The organism is Streptomyces sp. SD15, assembly GCF_054462255.1.
In genome coordinates this window covers 1-17379 of record NZ_JBTLMO010000078.1, presented here as the reverse complement: position 1 = coordinate 17379, position 17379 = coordinate 1, and the positions used below count along the sequence as shown (strand labels likewise).

Here is a 17379-nt window from a genome sequence, read left to right as displayed (position 1 = left end):
GTTGTGGAATTGAGCTCCTGTCTCCGCTCCGTGCCGTGATGATCTCGGTGTGGGGCGTGGGTATCTTTCGGATGAACAGTGGGCGGTGCTGGAGCCGTTGTTGCCGGTCGTGGGGCTGGGGCGTCCGGCTCGGAACCGGTGGCGGGTGCGGACCGGTGTGCCGTGGCGGGATCTGCCGGTCGAGTACGGGCACTGGCAGACGGTCTACGGGCTGTTCAGGCGCTGGCAGCGCGAGGGCGTGTGGGCCGGGATCCTGACTGCGCTGCAGGCCAGGGCCGATGCTGCGGGCCTGATCACGTGGGAGGTGAACGTCGACTCCACGGTCTGCCGGGCCCATCAGCACGCCGCCGGGGCCCGCCGGGACACGGCCGGGCAGAAGGAACCGCCGGGCGGGACGCGGACCGAGCCGGACGATCACGGGCTGGGCCGCTCGCGCGGCGGGTTCTCCACGAAGATCCATCGCCCCTGCGAGCAGGGGCAGAAGCCACTTTCGCTGCTGGTCACGGCGGGCCAGCGGGGCGACAGCCCGCAGTTCGAGCCGGTCCTCGAAGCGATCCGGGTACCCCGCAGCGCCGGCGGACGCCCCCGGGTGCGTCCTTTGCGGGTGCGGGGCGACAAGGCGTATTCCTCGCAGGCCAACCGTGCCTACCTGCGCCGACGCGGGATCAGGTGCACGATCCCCGAGCCGGCCGACCAGATCCGCAACCGCAGGCGCCGCGGCAGCGTGGGAGGCCGTCCGCCCGCGTTCGACCGCCAGGACTACAAGGCCCGCCACGCGGTCGAGTGCGGGATCAGCCGCCTCAAACAGCACCGGGCCGTCGGAACCCGATACGACAAGCTTGCCGTCCGCTTCGAGGCGACGGTCCAGATCGCGGCGATCCAGCAGTGGCTGTGAGCCGCCGACGGCCCACGCGACCGAGCCATGCTGACGCCCGAACCGACAGCGCACCGTGGGGAGAAGTCCAGTGGCCGCCAAGTACTACTGCGCAGACAGCGAAAACGGCGACCACATCGACGACCCTTCCGAGGACGCCCTGTTCGACCTGATCAGAGAACTCAACGACGCGGACAACACGTTCGTCGTCATCCAGCCCGACCAGGACGACCCTGCCTGGTTCGCGTCCGTCGCTGTCCTTGACGAAGGCGGCTACGAGATCGTCCGCCGCGACACCACCCGCCGTGAACACGAGGTCGCCACCGACACCAGCATCGGCCGGATCGCAGGCGACCTCATCGCCTGGCTGGCCGCCCGCGACTTCCCCGGACGGCCAACCCAGCAGGCCAGCACCTTCTAAAACACGGCCCAGTCCTCAACGCCGTGGTCCTGTGGAACACCCGCTGCCTGGAGGCCGCCGTCACCCAGCTCCGCGCCGAGGGCCACGACATCAAAGACGAGGACAAGCCCGGCTCTCCCCGCTCAAGGACCGGCACATCAACTTCCTGGGCCGCTACCTGTTCAACATCCAGGACAACGGCCCCGGCCAAGGCCTGCGCCCCTTCCGGGACCCGGACGCCGTCGAGGACGCCGAGGACGACGACTGATCCGCCGCGTTCCGGAACATCGCCGGCAGAGGGCTGATCCTCCTCTCTGCGCTGCGTTTGTGAGACTGCGAGTCCATGGTCCAGCCCACCACACATCCGGCGCTTGACCTTGACGCGGCGGCAGGGTTTCTACTGAGGTCATGCGGATCGGAGAGATCGCCGCACTCGTCGGGGTCACGACCCGGGCGATCCGGCACTACCACCATGTCGGGCTGCTCCCGGAACCGGAGCGGCGCCCCAACGGATACCGGGCCTACAGCGTCCGCGACGCCGTCCTGCTGGCCCGCGTACGCCGGCTGACCGAGCTCGGGCTCAGCCTCGACGAGGTGCGGGACGTCCTCGCGGACGACGCGGGGCGCGACCTGGCCGACGTACTGGAGGAACTGGACGCCGACCTCGCCCGGCAGGAGGCCGAGATCGGGGAGCGTCGGCGGCGGCTCGCGGTGCTGCTGGCCGCCGAGCCGCGGGAGACCGAACCACTGTCCCCCGCGCTCGCCGCGCTCCTCGCGAAGACGCCACACACGGCCTCGCCCGCCGCCGCGAAGGACCGCGAGCACCTGACGCTGCTCGACGCCGCGGGCTCCGGCGGCCAGGAACTGTACGCCGTGCTCGGACCGTTGGCGGCCGACCCGGCGCTGCTCGCGCTGTACGAACGCCTCGACGCGCTCGCCGAAGCCCCGACGGACGATCCGCGGATCCCGGCGCTGGCAGCCGAGCTGGTGGCGGCCGTCCCCGACGAGGTGTTCGCCGCGATCCCCGCCGAGGGACAGGTCGTGGCCGGGTTCCAGGAGGCGCTGCTCGCGGAGTACGCCCCCGCGCAGGCGGAAGTCGTACGCAGGGTCATGGAGGCGTTCATGCAGAGGAGCCGGGGATGAGCGGGGCTGGGGATGTACGCGGGATGAGGGCGGCGCGGATCGCGGCCGGCTCCGTCATACCGGGGGAGCTGGCATTGCTGGTGTGCCTGGCGGCCGGGGTACGGCCGCCGGTGTGGGCGACTGCGGCCGCCGAGGCCGTGGCGCTCGCGGTGCTCGCGCTGGAGACATGGGTGCTGCGCTCGCTGTACGCAAGCCGGCGTGCCCAGGGCCTTGAGCCGCCGGCCGCCCTGCGGGCCGCTGTCCGTGCCGTCGTCCCTGTACAGGTACGCCGGCTACTGGTGCACGAGCTGCGTGCCGCCGTCTCCCTCGGCTGGTGGGCCGCGCGCCGGAAGCACGGCGTTCGCCCCGGGGACCATGTCGCCGGGTACACCGGACCGCAGACGGCAATGATGTACGGACTGATCTTCGTCTCGGTGATCGAGACGGTCGCGCTGGCGTTCCTGATCCCGTGGCCCGTCGTCCATCGGGTGCTGCTCGTCCTCGACGTGTACGGGGCCCTGGCTGTGCTGGGCCTGCACGCCGCCTGCGTCACCCGGCCGCACGTGGTCGGCCCCGACGGCTCCCTGCGGATCCGTTACGGAGCCCTCTTCGACCTCTCCGTCCCGGCGGACGCGGTCGCCTCGGTCCGGGTCGACCGCCGCTACCCCCAAGGCAGGCTCGTGACACTGTCCGAGGAGAGGGTGCTCGATCTGATCGTGGCCGGTCAGACCACGGTGACTCTGGAACTGACCCGCCCCCTGACCTTCACCCGCCCGCTCGGCGGCAGAGGGGAAGCACGGACCATCCGCTTCCACGCCGACGACCCGCGCGCGCTGGTCGGCGCCCTGCGCCAGCCCGCGCTCACCTGAAATCCCCTGAGAAAGGACACCTGATGAACACCGCTACTGAGAAGAACATGGCCTTGATGCGCACCGCTTACCAGAGGGTGCAGAGCGGCGACCTCGACGCCGCAGCCGAGCTGCTGACGGAGAACTTCATCGCCAACCTCCCCGGGATGCCCGACCCGCTGCACGGGCGGGAGGTCTGGAAGCTGGGGACTCAGGCCATGCTCGACGGTTTCCCTGACCTCCAGTTCAACGTCGAGGACATGTTCGGCGCCGACGACAAGGTGGGGGTACGTATGCACTTCTGCGGCACACACCAGGGCACCTTCCAAGGCGTGGCTGCGACGCACCGGCCGGTCAGCTTCCGCAGCATCGAGCTTTACCGCTTTGAGGGCAACAAGATCGCGGAGGAATGGGTAGCCCCGGACTTGACGGGCCTCATGCAGCAGATCTCGCCGCCGTCCGGCTCCTGACCGCGTGACGGACGTCCCATCCGCGCAAGCCCTTCGCCGGCCTGCGGATGGGACACGGCCCTGTTTTCATATCGCTACGACGACTGAACATGTAGAGAGAACCGAGGCGAGTAGGTGGCGCCAGGCGTCGTTCATGAAGCCCGCAACGTGATCGCTGAGCTGACCGCGGCGAGACGATGGGCGAGGTCGCCGACAGGGATGTCGATGAGCTCGTAGCCGAACGCGCGGTAGCTCTGTTCGTGGATCCTTTCGAATACCAGCGACTCCTGGAAACTGATCCGTCGGGCGGGGGTGGGCTCGCAGAATCCCAGATTGCGGATGAAGAGCACCTGTCGCTCGTAGATCCCTTGGGAGGTGATCCGTTCGAGCTCCGAGGCCAGCGCCTGGGACACCGGCCGCCCCAAGTAGGTGGCGAGCGCCAGGGTGCAGACCGGTGACCGGTCAAACACCTGGACGGAGTCTGTGGTGGAGGACTCCAACTGCCGCTGTCGCTGCAGAGCGACGATCTCGTCGATGAAGGACGCCCGTGTCCATGGCTCGTCCTCGCCCTGAGCCTGAGCTCGTGCGATGACTGCTGTTGCCGCCTCCTCGATGACCCCATAGCCAAGCTCAGCCAGGCACCGCAGGATCGATGTCTTGCCCGCGCCCGGTGTGCCGGTGAGAACGTACCGCCGCATGATCGGAAGCCTTTCGTGCATGTCGAGACAGGCCCGCTGGTCCCGACAGGGCCTCTGATGGAGGCATCGGGTCGGTGAAACCCTGGGAATGGGGTGGTGGGACAGTGGCAGATCCTCGAACGGCTCACATGCCGGAGATGCTCACAATGCCCAAGACGTTGAACCAAGGCGATCACAGCCAGGTTGTTCAACGTCGTGCTTGCTTCCATTACAGCCTCCCGATCAGGATCCCGGCAACCACATCCGTGCGGACGGCGATCTGGCCGAAGGCCGGCATGCCGAGATTGACAGCGGTGGCTCGGCGGGCTGCCTCGGCATCGAGCTGGGCCAGCTTGTCCTGCGCGCCGGCGAGGCTGACCTGGAGTCCTTCGACCTCACCGAGCCATCCTTCACGTTCGGCTTCGGCGACGCGGACGAGGAGGTTGTCGCGGATTTCGACCAGCCGTGCCCTCTGGGACGGATCTGGTCGGAGGAGTGAGCATCTGACACAAGCATGCTCATGGATGCAAGACGTTCCGAAGGCGCGTGCGCAGGTGCCGATGGAGACCTTCCTCTTTTCGCAGTGGGCGACTCGGGCCACACCCCGTTCCACCGGTGCCCGCGCCGCGGAGAGCGCGCCGTTGACCGTGTGCTGGGTCAGCGATAGATCGCCGCCGGTGGGCGCCTGACCGGTGTCGTCACCCAAGGGCCGGAGCCCAGGTAGGCGCGGTCGGCGAGCACCGGGATGCCCTGGCGTTCGCAGATCCGGATGATCCGGTGGGTGCGGGCTGCGGTCAGGTCGTGAGCACGGCCCGGCAGAGCGGGCGAGATCCACCGCAGCCGTCCGGCCGGGTCGGTGACCACCTGCACGTTCACCCCGTGCCGACGGTGCTTGTGGGAGTAGTCGGCCCGGCTGTCGCCGACCTGGTCGCATTCCCGCGAGGGTGCCATCCAGCAGGACGTAGTCGGGGTCGGCTCCGCGCAGGGCACGCAGCAGCCCGGGGGCGCGGTCGGCGAGCAGGTTGATGACGGCCGTCGTGTAGGCGTGGGCGGTGCCGACGGCGATGCCGGCCGCGATCTGAGCGAGGGTGTCGTGCCGGCGCAGGTACAGCAGACCGACCAGGGCACGCTGGTGCGGCGGGAGCTTGCGGCGGCGGTCACCCTCGCGGGTGACGATGAGCATGGTGACCCACTCGACCAGGGCGTGAGGCAGGTCGAGTGCGGCAGGATAGGAAACCAACAGGGCTCCTGTGGCGGCGCGTTGAGACTTCGAACGCCTCCTCCAACGGCACGGGAGCCTTGTGCGTTGCGGGCACCGACGTTGCCACCCGATCAGTGAGGCCCTTCCAACCTGGCGAGAGTGACTGCGAGTTGGACGGATCTGCAGAACGGCGAAGCTCCTGGTAGACGAGTTGTCGACCAAGATCAACCGTCATTCCAGGAGCTCCGTGTGTTTGTCTACCCGTCGGCAATCGATCTGTCCACTGCGCACCTACGCCACCTGAGCCGGGAGCTGGCGGCACGACGCCGGGAGATAGGCAGTCGGTGGCGGCGACTGACTCCGGGACGCCAGGCCCTGCTCGCCTTGGCCCACCTGCGCTGCGGAGACACGTACGCGCAGCTCGCGGCCGGGTTCGGTATCGGGATCGCCACCGTGTACCGCTACGTCCGCGAGGCGATCGAGGTCCTGGCCGTGCTCGCGCCGACGCTCGACGAGGTGATGGTGACGGCTCGTTCAACGTACGTGATCCTGGACGGCACCGTGCTGCCGATCGACCGGATCGCCGCCGACCGGCCCTACTATTCGGGCAAGAAGCGGCACCACGGCATGAATGTTCAGGTGCTGACCGATCCGTTCGGTCGGCTGCTGTGGGCTTCGCCCGCGCTGCCCGGCGCGACGCATGACCTGACGGCGGCACGCGAGCACGGCATCATCGACGCCCTCGTCGACGCCGACCTCAAGTGCTGGGCCGATAAGGCGTATCAGGGTGCGGCCCGGAACGTCCGAGTCCCGTTCAAGGGGCGCCGCCTGAAGCGGTGGCAACGACGCCACAACACCACCCACGCCAAGATCCGCTGCGTCGGCGAGCAGGCCATGGCCACGCTCAAGTGCTGGCGCCTCCTGCGCAAGCTGCGCTGCAGCACCAACCGCATCACCGCGGTCGTCAAGGCCGTCCTCACCCTTCACCTCGCGGCCGCGTCAGGATGAAAACCCCTCAGTGCGTACTGCCAATCTGGACCGTGCCACGGCCGAGCCTGGTACCGACGACGATGATGGAAAGCATTCCTGTCCAAGTGATGAGGAAGCTGATGACCGACAACGCCGCGGCCCCGGTCGCCCTCGACTCCCCTACATAGCTCATGTACACGGCGAATGTAGTGAACTGCATGATGATGGCCACGGTGAACTCACCCATAACGATGGCGAAGGTCAGGAAGGTTGCCGTGAGGACGGACGCGCGAAGATTGGGAAGAACAACTCTTCTCATGATCGTTGGCCAGCTGGCACCGAGGCTGCGCGCGGCCTCGGTGAGTGTCCTGATGTTCAGGGACTCCAGGCCGTTGTCGATGGCGCGGTAGGCGTAGGGAAGGGCCAGCGCGGTATAAGCTCCGACGAGGATGGCGTAACTCCCGTACAACCAGGCAGGCGCCCAGCTGAATTCCCGTATCAGCCCGACTGCGAGGGCGATCGGCGGCACGACGATGGGCAGTGTCGCAACGAACCCGACGGCCGGACGCAGACGCGGAAATCCAAGATGTACCCAGTACCCGGTGACAGTCACCAACGTGACGGTCAACGCGATCGTGACGGCGGACAACTGTGCGGAGAGCAGAAAACGGGAACGGCGGAGACCAGCGGCTGACGGCCGCGAAGTGGACGGACTTCAAGGGGGTCTGCGGGCACATGCACGTGGCCGAGAACGTTCGGACTTCGCCAGGATCATCAAGTACGCCAAGGCCGAGCTGGATCTGGGGACGACACCCCGGAGGACTCCATACCCGCCAAGCCGAAGGTCCCCGTCTTCCCGGGTCGCAAGTACTTCCAGAAGGGGGGCTCCCATGAGTACGTCCTGCTCCTTGGCAAGCAGCTCGGAACTCCGCGGCGACGCCGACGGTCAGCCCGACCCGCTGACCTGGCGCCTGCTGTTCTCCTGAGCCGCCGGGCATGGGCCCCCGTCGACCGCGCACACCCGACGGGGGCCCGATCAGAGCAATAGGCCGCCCAGGCCTGGTCGGCGTCGGCCTGGGCTGAGTGGCGGCCGTCGTGAATGCGAGTGGGTGCCTGTAGCGGCCGCGACCTGGCCGCGCACGTGCCGCCCCGCCCCAGGGCCACCAACCCGCCCGTCTTCCTTCAAGAAGCTCGGGAGACTGCCGGCCCCCCAAACCTCACCCGCGCGTGTCGTCACCGCGCCTACGAGGGCGACGGCTTCGCCACCCACGCGCTGGTCTGCGTGGTTCCCACCCTCCGCTCGTCCCCGTGTCCGTGCGACGGGTGAAGCCTCTCGAAGAGGAAGCGGAGGAAGGCTGCGTATGGACCACGGCCGGGCCCGAACCGCCCGTCCCTGAAGACCCGGTCCGGCCCCGGTCGTCGTTGTCGGAGCGCTGCCGGATGAAGTCGCCCCCGGCCGGGGGCTCCGTGCGTTGGAAGGGCCTTCCGCTGCGGGCCGCACGTGATGTGGAGCACATCCCGCGGATTTCGGCTCGCCCTGTAAGAAGTGGGCCGCCGCACGCATTGCTTGGTGAGAGAGCCGATATGAGGGGACGGCGCGTGACACATGACCAACGCTTCCGGGACGTCTACGAGGAGTGCTATCCGCGCGTCCTCGCCTATGCCGCAAGCCTGGTGGGACGGCAGGTAGGAGAGGACATCACCAGCGAGACCTTCACCGTCGCCTGGCGGCGGGTGCGGGACATACCGCAACCCGCACTGCCGTGGCTTCTGGGAGTGGCCCGCAACCTGGTGCGCGAACTGCGTCGCCGGAACGGGCACCAGTACGCCCTCGCCGCCGAGGAGGCGCAGCGCATCAGTAGCGGTGCCCGGACCGACATCGGCGACGTCGCGGCGGATGTGACCGATCGGGAAACCGCGCTGCAGGCCCTGGCGTGCCTGGCCGACGCCGACCGGGAACTGCTGACCCTGATCGCCTGGCACGGGCTGAGCGCCAAGCAGGCCGCACGGGTCCTGGGCTGCACCACCGCGACGCTGACCGTCCGGCTGCACCGGGCCCGCCGACGTCTGGAGAAAGCCCTGGAGGCGATGTCCCTGGCAGAGACGGCACCCGCACCGGAGGCGGTGGTCGAACAGAAGCCGATATCCGCACAGAAGGCGGTGTCGGCACCGACCGCGCAGCCCCCGCACCGTACTGATCGCAAAGGAGCACTCACATGAAGAACACCCACGAACGGTCCGGGCGGCCTGACGTCATGAAGGTCCTCGCGGGCGCGCGGCCCGACGAACTGGACCCGTCCCGGCTCGCGAACTCCCCGCGGCAGCACGAGGATCTGGCCCGCATCCTGGCCGGAGCGACGGACAGTCGTGTGCCACGGTCCCAGGTACCGCGGCGCCTGTGGGGTGGGATCCGGCCGCTCGGGGCCACCGCGGCTCTCGCAGCCGTCGCGGCGTCCGCGGTGGTCGTGAGCACGCTCAATCGGCCGGAGCTTTCCGGCCGCCCGGGCGCACACCCGCAGTCTTCTTCCGCCACGGGGTCGGGTCCGTCGGCGTCGGACGGCCAGGGTGACGTCCGCGTCGACGGCCGCCTCGAGCTGCTCAGTGTGGCGAAGAAGGCGGAGACCTCGGCCGCCGAAGGAACGTACTGGCAGACCACCACGCGCTCGGAGAACGTGGACGTCGCCGGTGAGCAGGGACAGCTCTTCGCCGTGCGCACCACATCGACCGAGGAGTGGTCGGTGGGCGTGCGCCCGGGAACGCGGAGTCTGATGGTCTCCGGCCTGGACGCCGTGACCGCGCCCCGCACCGAGGCGGACGAGGCACGCTGGCGGGCCGCGGGCTCACCCGGCACGGTAGAGGTCGAGGTCGCGACAGCGACCGGACAGGGTGCGATCGGGTACACGATGGGAACCCGGCGGCCGATGGTTATGCGGACGGACGCCAACGACAAGATCTACGCCCTCGGCCCGCGCAACGTCTCGTACGACGATCTGCGTGAACTTCCCTCCGGTAGTGGGGAGTTGCGTCGACAGCTGGACAAGCTGTACGCGGAGGACGGCAGTGATGCCGAGACCGGCGCCGGCCGCACGGCCTACGTGCTGCGCCAGGCGGCCAACCTCATCACGATGCCGGTGAAGCCCGCCGTCCGGGCGGCCGCCTACCGGGTGATCGCGGACCTGCCCGACGTCCGGGTACTGGGGCGTGTCACCGATCCACTGGGTCGCGAGGGCGTCGGTGTCGCATTCCCCGGCACGGTGCGCACCCCCCTGGGGACCGTGGAGCAGCGGCTGGTCGTGGACCCGTCCACCGGCGCGATGCTCAGCGAGCAGAACGTGCTGGTCGAACCGTCGGACAGGGCCCAGGAGGCGGGTCTCGACGCGGGCACGACGGTGAACTACTCGGCGACGACCCGGATGAGCTGGGCCGAGCGCCAGATCACCGTGCCGGAGAACGCTCAGCACTGAGCCCGCGAACCGACCCCTCCGGAGGGCTGTCCTTCCTGGGACAGCTCTCCGGAGTCCGAAACCCCCCTCACCTCCCGCTGACGTCTCCCCGCGACACGGCCGACCGAGGTGCGCGGTAGCGCAGGCGACACGGAACAAGCCGCTGACCGCCGCCGAGAAGCAAGCGAACCGGCTGGTCAGCCGGGAACGCGCGGCGAACGAGCACGGCTTCGCCGACCTGAAGAACTGGCGCGTACTCACCAAGCTCCGTCTGAACGCGAAGCACGCCACCACCCTCCTGCGCGCCCTCCTCGTCCTGACGAACGCGGAGATGAGCCGCTGACTCGACGCGGCAGACGATCACCCCAGCACGATCAGACGGACAACCAGCACGAGCACCCCACCCCCGGCTCACACCAGCCCCACTGACCAGCGCTTTTCCAGATGGAAACGTGTCAATGAACTGGAAGCGGTTCACCAGGTCATCTCTTGTGCGAAAAACTTCGTCGCCTTGCGCAGGATGTCGCCAGTTTCTGGTTCTCCTTGCGCACCGCCGCCAGCTCACGGCGCAGGGCCTCGTTCTCGGCCTGAAGCTCCTCGGCCGTCGCCGGGGAATCCACCGTATTCTTCTCCCTGCTCGTGCTCGTCGTGCTGCCCCCGCCATGGCGGGGCCCTCTCGGCCCGGACCCAGTTGCGCAGCGTTTCCCGGCTGATCCCCAGGTCCTTGCCGATGCCCTCGAAGGTGTGGCTCGGGTCCGATAGATACAGCGCGACCGCGTCTGCCTTGTACTCGGGCGAGTAGATCTTCATCACCATAAGAGATCCCTCCTACCCGGCCCCTGCCGGGGCCGGGCTCAGAGGTGTTCACCACTCGGGGACAGGTCCCTTCCTCGACCAGATCCGCCTGCGGCCCGGCATGTGGCTCCCCGGCGGATCCCTTCGCCACCTTCAGTCCATGCTCATCGGCTACCGCGCAGCCCTCGGCGTGCACAACATCAACGAAACCGGGATCAGCTTACTTGCCACAGAGGCAAATTCGTGGCCCTGCTGTCACAGTTGCCGGACCCGTTCGGTCTGAGAGTTCGAGATCGGAACGCCGGGACAGAGGTGGCGGGAATCGTGGCGAACGCGGCAACGAAATCAGGCTCGGCCCCCTTTCGCGCCGGCTACAGGCGAGTCGGACAGGTCTCGGCCGCACGGGAATCGACGAATGCATCTATTCCGCGAAGGCCGGCAATGTGTCCGTCGTCGGCCTTTTCTATTTCTGGGCTTCGGCCGATGACCGCCGCCCAACGTCTCGACAGAGTCGACGGGGTGACCGGCCTCGGCGGTGGGGCAGTGCATAAGAGCCGCCGTCCTGGTGCGTCATTCCGACCGCGCCGGACAACGACATCCCGGCCGTCGCACCCCGTCGCATCCGGTAGTGAAGTTGCGCCTCGCGTCGTCCTTCGACAGATCATGACCGGCCATCGGCCCATCCGCTAAGGAGCACACTGATGCAACCCGACACCATCGTCCTCGTCCACGGCTTCTGGGCGACGCCGCGGGCCTGGGAGAGCTGGATCGCCCACTACGAGAACAAGGGCTTCCGTGTCATCGCGCCGCCGTACCCCGGATTCGAGGTGGAGGTCGAGGCACTCAACGCCGACCCGACCCCGATCGAGACTGTGACCGTTCCGGCAATCATCTCCAGCCTCGAGAGGCTGATCACGGGGCTGAACCGGCCGCCCATAGTGATGGGTCACTCCGCCGGCGGCGCTTTCACCCAGATCCTCCTGGACCGCGGCCTCGGCGCCGCCGGAGTGGTGATCAACTCCGCGCCCGCCGAGGGCGTGCCGGTCGTACCGCTGTCCCAGATCCGGTCCCTCTTCCCCGTCCTGAAGAACCCGGCCAACCGGCACCGCGCCGTCGGACTGGACTTCGACCAATGGCGCTACGCCTTTGTGAACACGTTTCCCGAGGACCAGGCCCGCGCCACGTATGAGCGCTACCACATCCCCGCACCAGGCAGCATCGTTTGGAGCAGCGCGCAGGCCAACCTTCACCCCGGCCACACTGACACGTACGTGGACTTCCACAACGCCGACCGGGCACCCCTGCTGTTCCTCTCCGGCGAGTACGACCACCTCATGCCGGCGAAGGTCCAGAAGTCCAACGCCAAGCACTACAAGGCGGAGGGCACCACCACCGAGGTCAAGGTGTTTCCCGGCCGCTCCCACCTGATGCCCGCCCAGGACGGCTGGCAGGAGGTCGCCGACTACGCCCTTGACTGGGCGCTCGCCCACTACTGAGCCGTGCCCGCTACGCGTTCAGGACGGCATTTGTCCGTCCCGAGCGCTGAAAGGGAGCGCCGCCCACGGATCCGGAGGGTGCGGCAGATCGAAGACGGGTGTTTGCACCCGGATGAGGCCGCGCAGGTGTTTGGGCTCGCGCGGTCGACGGTCTTCAAGCCGTCCGCCTGCCGTGAGGGCGGGGAGGACGCGTTGCGGGCCAAGCCCGGCCCCGGGTCGCCCCTCGAAGCCCACCACCGGCTGATCGTCGGCGGCAACCCGTGTCAGCTCAGGTCGGACTTCGACCTGTGGACCCACGACCGGTTCGGGAAGTGATCCGCCGTGACTTCGGGGTCGCCCTGTCCGCGGTCAGTGTCGGGCGGCTGCCGCGCAAGCTGGGTTTATCACCTCAGCGGCCACTGTGGCGGGCCTGGCAGCAGGACCCGGCCGCGGTCGAGCGATGGAAGTGCGAGGAGTTCCCCGCGATCAAGGCCGAGGCGGAACGACAACGGGAACCGGAAGTACAGCCACGCACAGTGGGAATTCACCTCGACCGGATAGCGGTGCCCGTTGCGCGACGGCGATGTACTCACCCCAGACAGCCAGACAGCCCCTTCCCGGCATGATCAACCCGAAGATTATCCCACCCGCTCAGTCAACGTTGCAGCGGCCTGCGGCGGGTTTCTCCTGGGCCTGATTGGCCCGAGCTTCTTGCGGATTGGGCGCACGTCTTATCAATTCAGCATCTCTCCCTGTCACATTTCGTCCAGCTATTTCATCAATGCTGTGGAACCGCCAGCAGGTTCCATCTTCCAACCGGATCGTCTCCGGCCCTGCGGCACTCCAGGTCACCGCAGGCCGACGACCGCCAATCATCCCTTGGAGGGACTCCATGTTCAGTACGTCCAGGCACTTGCGCCGCGCTCTTCTCACCACCCTGGCCGCCACACTCGGCACAGCCGCGGTGGTCACCCCCATGGCCACCGCAGCCCCCGGGCAGCAGTCGGCCGAGCCCCGGCCGACCGTCGTCCTGGTTCATGGCGCCTGGGCGGACTCCGCCGGTTGGGACGGTGTGGTCAAGCGCCTGCAGGCGGACGGCTACAAGGTGACCGCCCCGGCCAACCCGCTGCGCGGCCTGGCCAGCGACTCCGCCTACCTCGCCGCCTATCTCAAGACGATCCCCGGCCCGGTCGTCCTGGTCGGCCACTCGTACGGTGGCGCAGTGGTTACCAACGCGGCCACCCAGAGCTCCAACGTCAAGGCCCTTGTCTACGTCGCCGGCTTCGCCCTCGACAAGGGCGAGAGCGGCAACGAGATGTTCGCCAAGTTCCCGGGCTCGCACCTCACCGACGACCCGGCCGCGCCGGTGCCCACCGCGCTCAACGCTGTTCCCTTCCCCCAGGCCGACGGCACGACGGGGGTGGACCTCTACATCAAGCCGGACAAGTTCCGCGACGTCTTCCTCAGCAACCGCCTCACGGCCCCCACCGCCGCCTCCCTGGCCGCGACCCAGCGCCCGATCAGTGCCCAGGCGGCCGGGGACCTCTCGGGCACCCCGGCCTGGAAGACCATCCCCTCCTGGTACCTGGTCCCCAGTAAGGACCACGTCATCCCGCCGGCCGCCGAGCGTTACATGGCCGAGCGCGCGGGCTCCCACACCATCGAGATCGACGCTCCGCACGCGGTCCATGTCAGCAACCCGGGCGTCGTCACCGGGCTCGTCGAGCGAGCCGCCTCCCAGGTCGGCTGAGCCGACGCCGACGGCCCCGCTGCGGCGTGCGGTGCAGCGGCTGCCGGTCCCGACCAGATAGGTGAGGCGCGGTGGCGCCCCGGGTCGCACCGCCCGGTCGGGACTGCGGTCAGCCGACTGTACTGCGGGCCGCAGGGAGCCGGCACGGTCCAGCGGGAGAACGAAGCGGACCGTGCCGGTTCCGGCGCCACTGCGGTCATAACGGCAGTTGACAAGCCTGTCACGCGACTGGAAGTGCTCACTCGCCTCCCTGTCCCAACTTGCCGAGCTGCTTCGTCGATGGATGTGTAACCGCCATGGCGGGGACAGGAGATCGCTTTGGATGCCCGTCTCGACTTCGGCGACTCTCCTGTACGACCACTCCTCATCCTGCGGCTGTGGCGACTCGTGAGCAGCCCTGCCTGAGGAAATGGACACGAATCTGGGGCGGCAGGCAGACGACACGGAGTGAGACGACTCCGGAAGCTGCTGGTCAGAAGAGTGACGGCTGACAGCCGACTCGGAAACTTGCACCCTTCGACTGTGCCCGACCAACACCCAGGCCAATATGGGCAGATGCCGATCTCTCACGAGCCCATCATGGAAATGATCCGCGCTTCCATGGATCCGGCGAGCCAGGTCGCCCGGCGCCCAGCCGACTCTCCCGCGGGGCGCGTGGTGTCGGCAGCCGCAGCGCCGACGCGGACGAGAACGGCACCGATCGGATCTTCTTCTGGCCACCGGTGCGGCGGTGTCGGCGACCGGGCTCGCGCTCGTACTGGCCGACGAGAGTGAGCAGACCGCCGACGAACTCCTCCACGCCGTCGAAGAAGCGGCCCGGAAGCACGGTTAGGGGGAAGGACGGCGTTGATGAACGCCCTGCCCGTGATACGCGGGCTTCTGCTGGACCAGCAGAGCGCAGGCGAGGTGCTTGGTGCAACCTTCGCCCGCGACCAGGAAGAGTTCTTCGATCTAATCCTTGAGCTCGCCGACTTCGCCGCCACCTGCATCAGCATCCGGGAAGCCCAGTACGGGACAACGGTTGCGGATACGTTGGCCGACCTCGACGAAATGCTCAAGGAGTTTGTGAACGCCTGACGCTCTCGGCTTGATCCTGTCGCGTCTGCGACGGCCGACGCGATCTCTCCAGCCGTCACCAGGGCCTTGCGCGACTGCTCCCCGCGGTTGTCGACGCCGTAGCGGGTGAGGGAGGGCGCCTTGCGTTTCAGCGAGCGAGGGTGACCTTGATGGGGAGGTGGGCAGCGGGGGAGGGTCTCGGCGAGACTTGGAGGGGGCGATCTGCAGCAAGGGGACGACTTCGCCGGTGGCGGGCAGGCGGTATTGGACGAAGCTGTGGTGGCTAAGATCCGACCTCCCCGTACTGGAAGGCGGTCCCTCAGTGTCTGAACCGAGCCTGCTTGCGGTCTTTGCTCATCCGGACGACGAGTCGTTGTTTGCGGGTGGGGTGCTCGCCCGTCACGCGGCTGCGGGTGCGCGTATCGCAGTCGTCACGGCGACCTGGGCCGCGGGTACCCCGCGCGCCGCGGAGTTGGCTGAGGCGCTGCGGATCCTCGGCGCCGGCAAACCGCGGATGCTCGGCTACGCCGACGCGCGGGTACCACAGTCGGCTCCGGGCAGCGCGCGGTTCTGTGATGCGCCACTCGACGAGGCGGTACGGCGGCTGGTGGCGCATATCCGGGAATTCCGCCCGGAGATCATGGTTACCCATGACGCCTACGGTGGGCTGACCGGTCATCCGGACCACGTGCACACCCACCGGGTGACCGTGCTCGCAGCCCAGGCGGCCGGGCTTGAGCAGCTCTACCCGGATGCCGGTTCCCCCTGGCTGCCGCGTGCCCTCTACCTGGCCACGCACCCGCACTCCGCTGTGCCGGTGCTGAGAGATGTGGTCGGTGCGCACAAGGCGGTGTACAGCGTTCCGGACGAACAGGTCACCGCAACCGTCAACGTCGGCCCCTGGATGGAACAGAAGATCGCCGCCGTACTGGCTCATCGCACCGAGGTGCGGCGGGGAGCCGTACCCGGCCTGATCGCCGGCCTTCCGCAGGATGCCCGGGAGCGGCTGTTCTCCACCGAGTGGTACATCCGCCACACCCCTGCCGCGGCGCCAGCCCAGAAGGAACTGACCGCCTGACCACGCGGGCCGGCGGCCGTCTCGCGCGGTCCGGCCACCCACTGGGGCAGGGCCTCGGCATGACCTCGCTGGGCGCCCTTGGCGTCGTCACCGCGCTCACCCTGGAACTGGAGACGGACTTCGAGGTGAGCCAGCACGTCTTCACCGAACTCGCCCTGGAGGGACTGGACTTCGAGACTGTCGCGGCGGCGTACAGCGTGAGTCTGTTCACCGACTGGGGACGCCCTGGTTATCTGTGGTCGCGGCGAAGCATGAGGCATGTGAGGTAAGTGCCGACTTCCCACACATGCCTCACATCCGAGGGGTCGTCAAGCACGTACAGCGACTGCTCACTCAGCTCCCTGTTGCTGCCTGCTTGGGGCGCCAGCCACGACGGCGGGGAACCTGACCTTCGGGACTGGTGAGGCCGCATGCTGAGGTGTCTCGAATTCCTGCCAGGATCACCCCTGCGGTCACCCTGAGCGATGGCCGATGGCCTTGCTCTCTGACCGCGCTCTCTGGCGTGCTCTGCTGGAGTCGCTTATCATCCGAGAACTGATTGAGGGCGTGACCTCGCGGCTGCGCGGACCTGTAACGGTCCGCCGCTCCCCAGGGGTTACACCGTCTCAGCCAACCATCGTGCTTCGGTGGTCGGGCTGAGACGGCGTGTCTCGGAACGGCCACCCTCACAGAAGGATGTCGGCCGTTGATTTCCGGACCTTCGACGCGCCTCTTGCTCGTCGCCCTGGCAACTGTCCTGTCTCTGCTAGTCGCAGTCATCGCTGGTGTGCTGTCTTGGGCAGCGGACGGAAGCGTGCCACGCGCAGTGCTCTGCGGCGGTGGGGCGTTCGTCGTATGGATGACCCTCTCCATCTCCCTGTGTTCAGCTCTGGGCTTGCTCGACAGGAGCATCGGGCAGCCAGGATGTGTAGCGCAGCCGACTGGGATGCTCCTCGTGCTCTTCCCGATGGCTCCGGGTGTCATCGTGCGTCGCCGGGCGCGCATCGGCTCCAGGCTCCGCCGGCTTCGGTGACCAGCCGGGTGGCGGTCTTGTCGTGGCAGCCAAGTGCCTTCGCGATGACACCTGTGGCGGGGCCTCGGCCGGGCCGTGGAGACCTGCGGCGCCGCTCACCGCGAGTGCTTGCGAGCCCCGGCACCGCCCAGCCGACGAGCACTGACCCGCCGCTCGCAGCCGCACATGGCCCTGCCCGCTGTGACCGGCGCCGCCGAAGCTGATCCGCTCCGGGCCGCCCTGGACGCGGT

At 68.2% G+C, this 17379-nt stretch carries 16 protein-coding genes and 7 pseudogenes; 18 read left to right on the top strand and 5 right to left on the bottom strand.

What is annotated here, in order from left to right:
* Positions 1 to 49 precede the first annotated feature (49 nt).
* The 6 genes and pseudogenes from ACX28W_RS40595 to ACX28W_RS40570 all read left to right on the top strand — a co-directional run bounded on the left by ACX28W_RS40595 (position 50) and on the right by ACX28W_RS40570 (position 3714).
* Complete coding sequence (locus ACX28W_RS40595) at positions 50 to 895, top strand: IS5 family transposase (protein WP_459005142.1); 846 nt, start codon at positions 50 to 52, stop codon at positions 893 to 895.
* A 70-nt stretch (positions 896 to 965) separates the two neighbouring features.
* Positions 966 to 1295, top strand: a complete 330-nt coding sequence (locus ACX28W_RS40590; RefSeq protein ID WP_459005141.1) for a hypothetical protein — start codon at positions 966 to 968, stop codon at positions 1293 to 1295.
* Between the two features lie 5 nt (positions 1296 to 1300).
* Positions 1301 to 1542: pseudogene (locus ACX28W_RS40585) on the top strand (Tn3 family transposase); the annotation flags it as partial.
* A 140-nt stretch (positions 1543 to 1682) separates the two neighbouring features.
* On the top strand, positions 1683 to 2417 hold the full coding sequence (locus ACX28W_RS40580; protein WP_459005140.1) for a MerR family transcriptional regulator: 735 nt from the start codon (positions 1683 to 1685) through the stop codon (positions 2415 to 2417).
* Positions 2414 to 3265 carry a hypothetical protein gene (locus ACX28W_RS40575; protein WP_459005139.1) on the top strand — a complete coding sequence of 284 codons (852 nt, stop codon included), beginning with the start codon at positions 2414 to 2416 and terminating at the stop codon, positions 3263 to 3265. The genes ACX28W_RS40580 and ACX28W_RS40575 overlap by 4 nt, the downstream gene beginning before the upstream one ends.
* Before the next feature lie 23 nt (positions 3266 to 3288).
* Entirely contained in the window at positions 3289 to 3714 is a 426-nt protein-coding gene (locus tag ACX28W_RS40570; RefSeq protein ID WP_459005138.1) for an ester cyclase, read from the top strand.
* A 131-nt stretch (positions 3715 to 3845) separates the two neighbouring features.
* Here the strand turns inward: ACX28W_RS40570 and ACX28W_RS40565 are convergent, their stop codons facing one another.
* Positions 3846 to 4391, bottom strand: a complete 546-nt coding sequence (locus ACX28W_RS40565) for an ATP/GTP-binding protein (RefSeq protein WP_459005137.1) — start codon at positions 4389 to 4391, stop codon at positions 3846 to 3848.
* 199 nt (positions 4392 to 4590) lie between these two features.
* Between ACX28W_RS40565 and ACX28W_RS40560 the strand changes: the two genes are divergently transcribed.
* Positions 4591 to 4869 (top strand): hypothetical protein, encoded by a 279-nt coding sequence (locus tag ACX28W_RS40560; RefSeq protein WP_459005156.1) that lies wholly within the window; start codon positions 4591 to 4593, stop codon positions 4867 to 4869.
* A gap of 90 nt (positions 4870 to 4959) precedes the next feature.
* Here the strand turns inward: ACX28W_RS40560 and ACX28W_RS40555 are convergent.
* Positions 4960 to 5610 (bottom strand): annotated as a pseudogene (locus ACX28W_RS40555) (transposase); the annotation flags it as partial.
* A gap of 210 nt (positions 5611 to 5820) precedes the next feature.
* On the opposite strand from ACX28W_RS40555, the gene ACX28W_RS40550 reads away from it, so the two are divergent.
* The gene (locus ACX28W_RS40550) at positions 5821 to 6579 is read left to right on the top strand and encodes a transposase family protein (RefSeq protein WP_459005136.1); all 759 of its coding nucleotides are present in this window, start codon (positions 5821 to 5823) and stop codon (positions 6577 to 6579) included.
* Positions 6580 to 6586: 7 nt separating this feature from the next.
* Here the strand turns inward: ACX28W_RS40550 and ACX28W_RS40545 are convergent, their stop codons facing one another.
* On the bottom strand, positions 6587 to 7189 hold the full coding sequence (locus ACX28W_RS40545) for an ABC transporter permease (protein WP_459005135.1): 603 nt from the start codon (positions 7187 to 7189) through the stop codon (positions 6587 to 6589).
* Between the two features lie 950 nt (positions 7190 to 8139).
* On the opposite strand from ACX28W_RS40545, the gene ACX28W_RS40540 reads away from it, so the two are divergent.
* The 3 genes and pseudogenes from ACX28W_RS40540 to ACX28W_RS40530 form a co-directional block, all read left to right on the top strand.
* Positions 8140 to 8760, top strand: a complete 621-nt coding sequence (locus ACX28W_RS40540; protein WP_459005134.1) for an RNA polymerase sigma factor — start codon at positions 8140 to 8142, stop codon at positions 8758 to 8760.
* Complete coding sequence (locus ACX28W_RS40535; RefSeq protein ID WP_459005133.1) at positions 8757 to 10004, top strand: CU044_5270 family protein; 1248 nt, start codon at positions 8757 to 8759, stop codon at positions 10002 to 10004. The genes ACX28W_RS40540 and ACX28W_RS40535 overlap by 4 nt, the downstream gene beginning before the upstream one ends.
* 133 nt (positions 10005 to 10137) lie before the next feature.
* Positions 10138 to 10326 (top strand): annotated as a pseudogene (locus tag ACX28W_RS40530) (transposase family protein); the annotation flags it as partial.
* A gap of 326 nt (positions 10327 to 10652) precedes the next feature.
* Here the strand turns inward: ACX28W_RS40530 and ACX28W_RS40525 are convergent.
* Positions 10653 to 10799, bottom strand: a pseudogene (locus tag ACX28W_RS40525) (transposase); the annotation flags it as partial.
* A 680-nt stretch (positions 10800 to 11479) separates the two neighbouring features.
* On the opposite strand from ACX28W_RS40525, the gene ACX28W_RS40520 reads away from it, so the two are divergent.
* From ACX28W_RS40520 to ACX28W_RS40510, 3 genes and pseudogenes are all read left to right on the top strand, one after another.
* Entirely contained in the window at positions 11480 to 12274 is a 795-nt protein-coding gene (locus ACX28W_RS40520) for an alpha/beta hydrolase (protein WP_459005132.1), read from the top strand.
* Positions 12275 to 12352: 78 nt separating this feature from the next.
* Complete coding sequence (locus ACX28W_RS40515) at positions 12353 to 12589, top strand: hypothetical protein (protein WP_459005131.1); 237 nt, start codon at positions 12353 to 12355, stop codon at positions 12587 to 12589.
* Positions 12535 to 12663 (top strand): annotated as a pseudogene (locus tag ACX28W_RS40510) (helix-turn-helix domain-containing protein); the annotation flags it as partial. The gene ACX28W_RS40515 and the pseudogene ACX28W_RS40510, both read left to right, overlap by 55 nt.
* Before the next feature lie 39 nt (positions 12664 to 12702).
* On the opposite strand, the pseudogene ACX28W_RS40505 reads toward ACX28W_RS40510, so the two are convergent.
* Positions 12703 to 12846: pseudogene (locus tag ACX28W_RS40505) on the bottom strand (IS6 family transposase); the annotation flags it as partial.
* Between the two features lie 299 nt (positions 12847 to 13145).
* Here ACX28W_RS40505 and ACX28W_RS40500 point away from each other — a divergent pair.
* The 4 genes and pseudogenes from ACX28W_RS40500 to ACX28W_RS40485 all read left to right on the top strand — a co-directional run.
* Complete coding sequence (locus ACX28W_RS40500) at positions 13146 to 14003, top strand: alpha/beta fold hydrolase (RefSeq protein WP_459005130.1); 858 nt, start codon at positions 13146 to 13148, stop codon at positions 14001 to 14003.
* Between the two features lie 849 nt (positions 14004 to 14852).
* A complete protein-coding gene (locus ACX28W_RS40495; RefSeq protein WP_459005129.1) occupies positions 14853 to 15080 on the top strand; it encodes a hypothetical protein in 228 nt (75 codons plus the stop codon).
* Between the two features lie 301 nt (positions 15081 to 15381).
* Positions 15382 to 16137, top strand: coding sequence for a PIG-L deacetylase family protein (locus ACX28W_RS40490; RefSeq protein WP_459005128.1), 756 nt, complete (start codon positions 15382 to 15384; stop codon positions 16135 to 16137).
* A 59-nt stretch (positions 16138 to 16196) separates the two neighbouring features.
* A pseudogene (locus ACX28W_RS40485) lies at positions 16197 to 16385 on the top strand (FAD-binding protein); the annotation flags it as partial.
* Positions 16386 to 17379 lie beyond the last annotated feature (994 nt).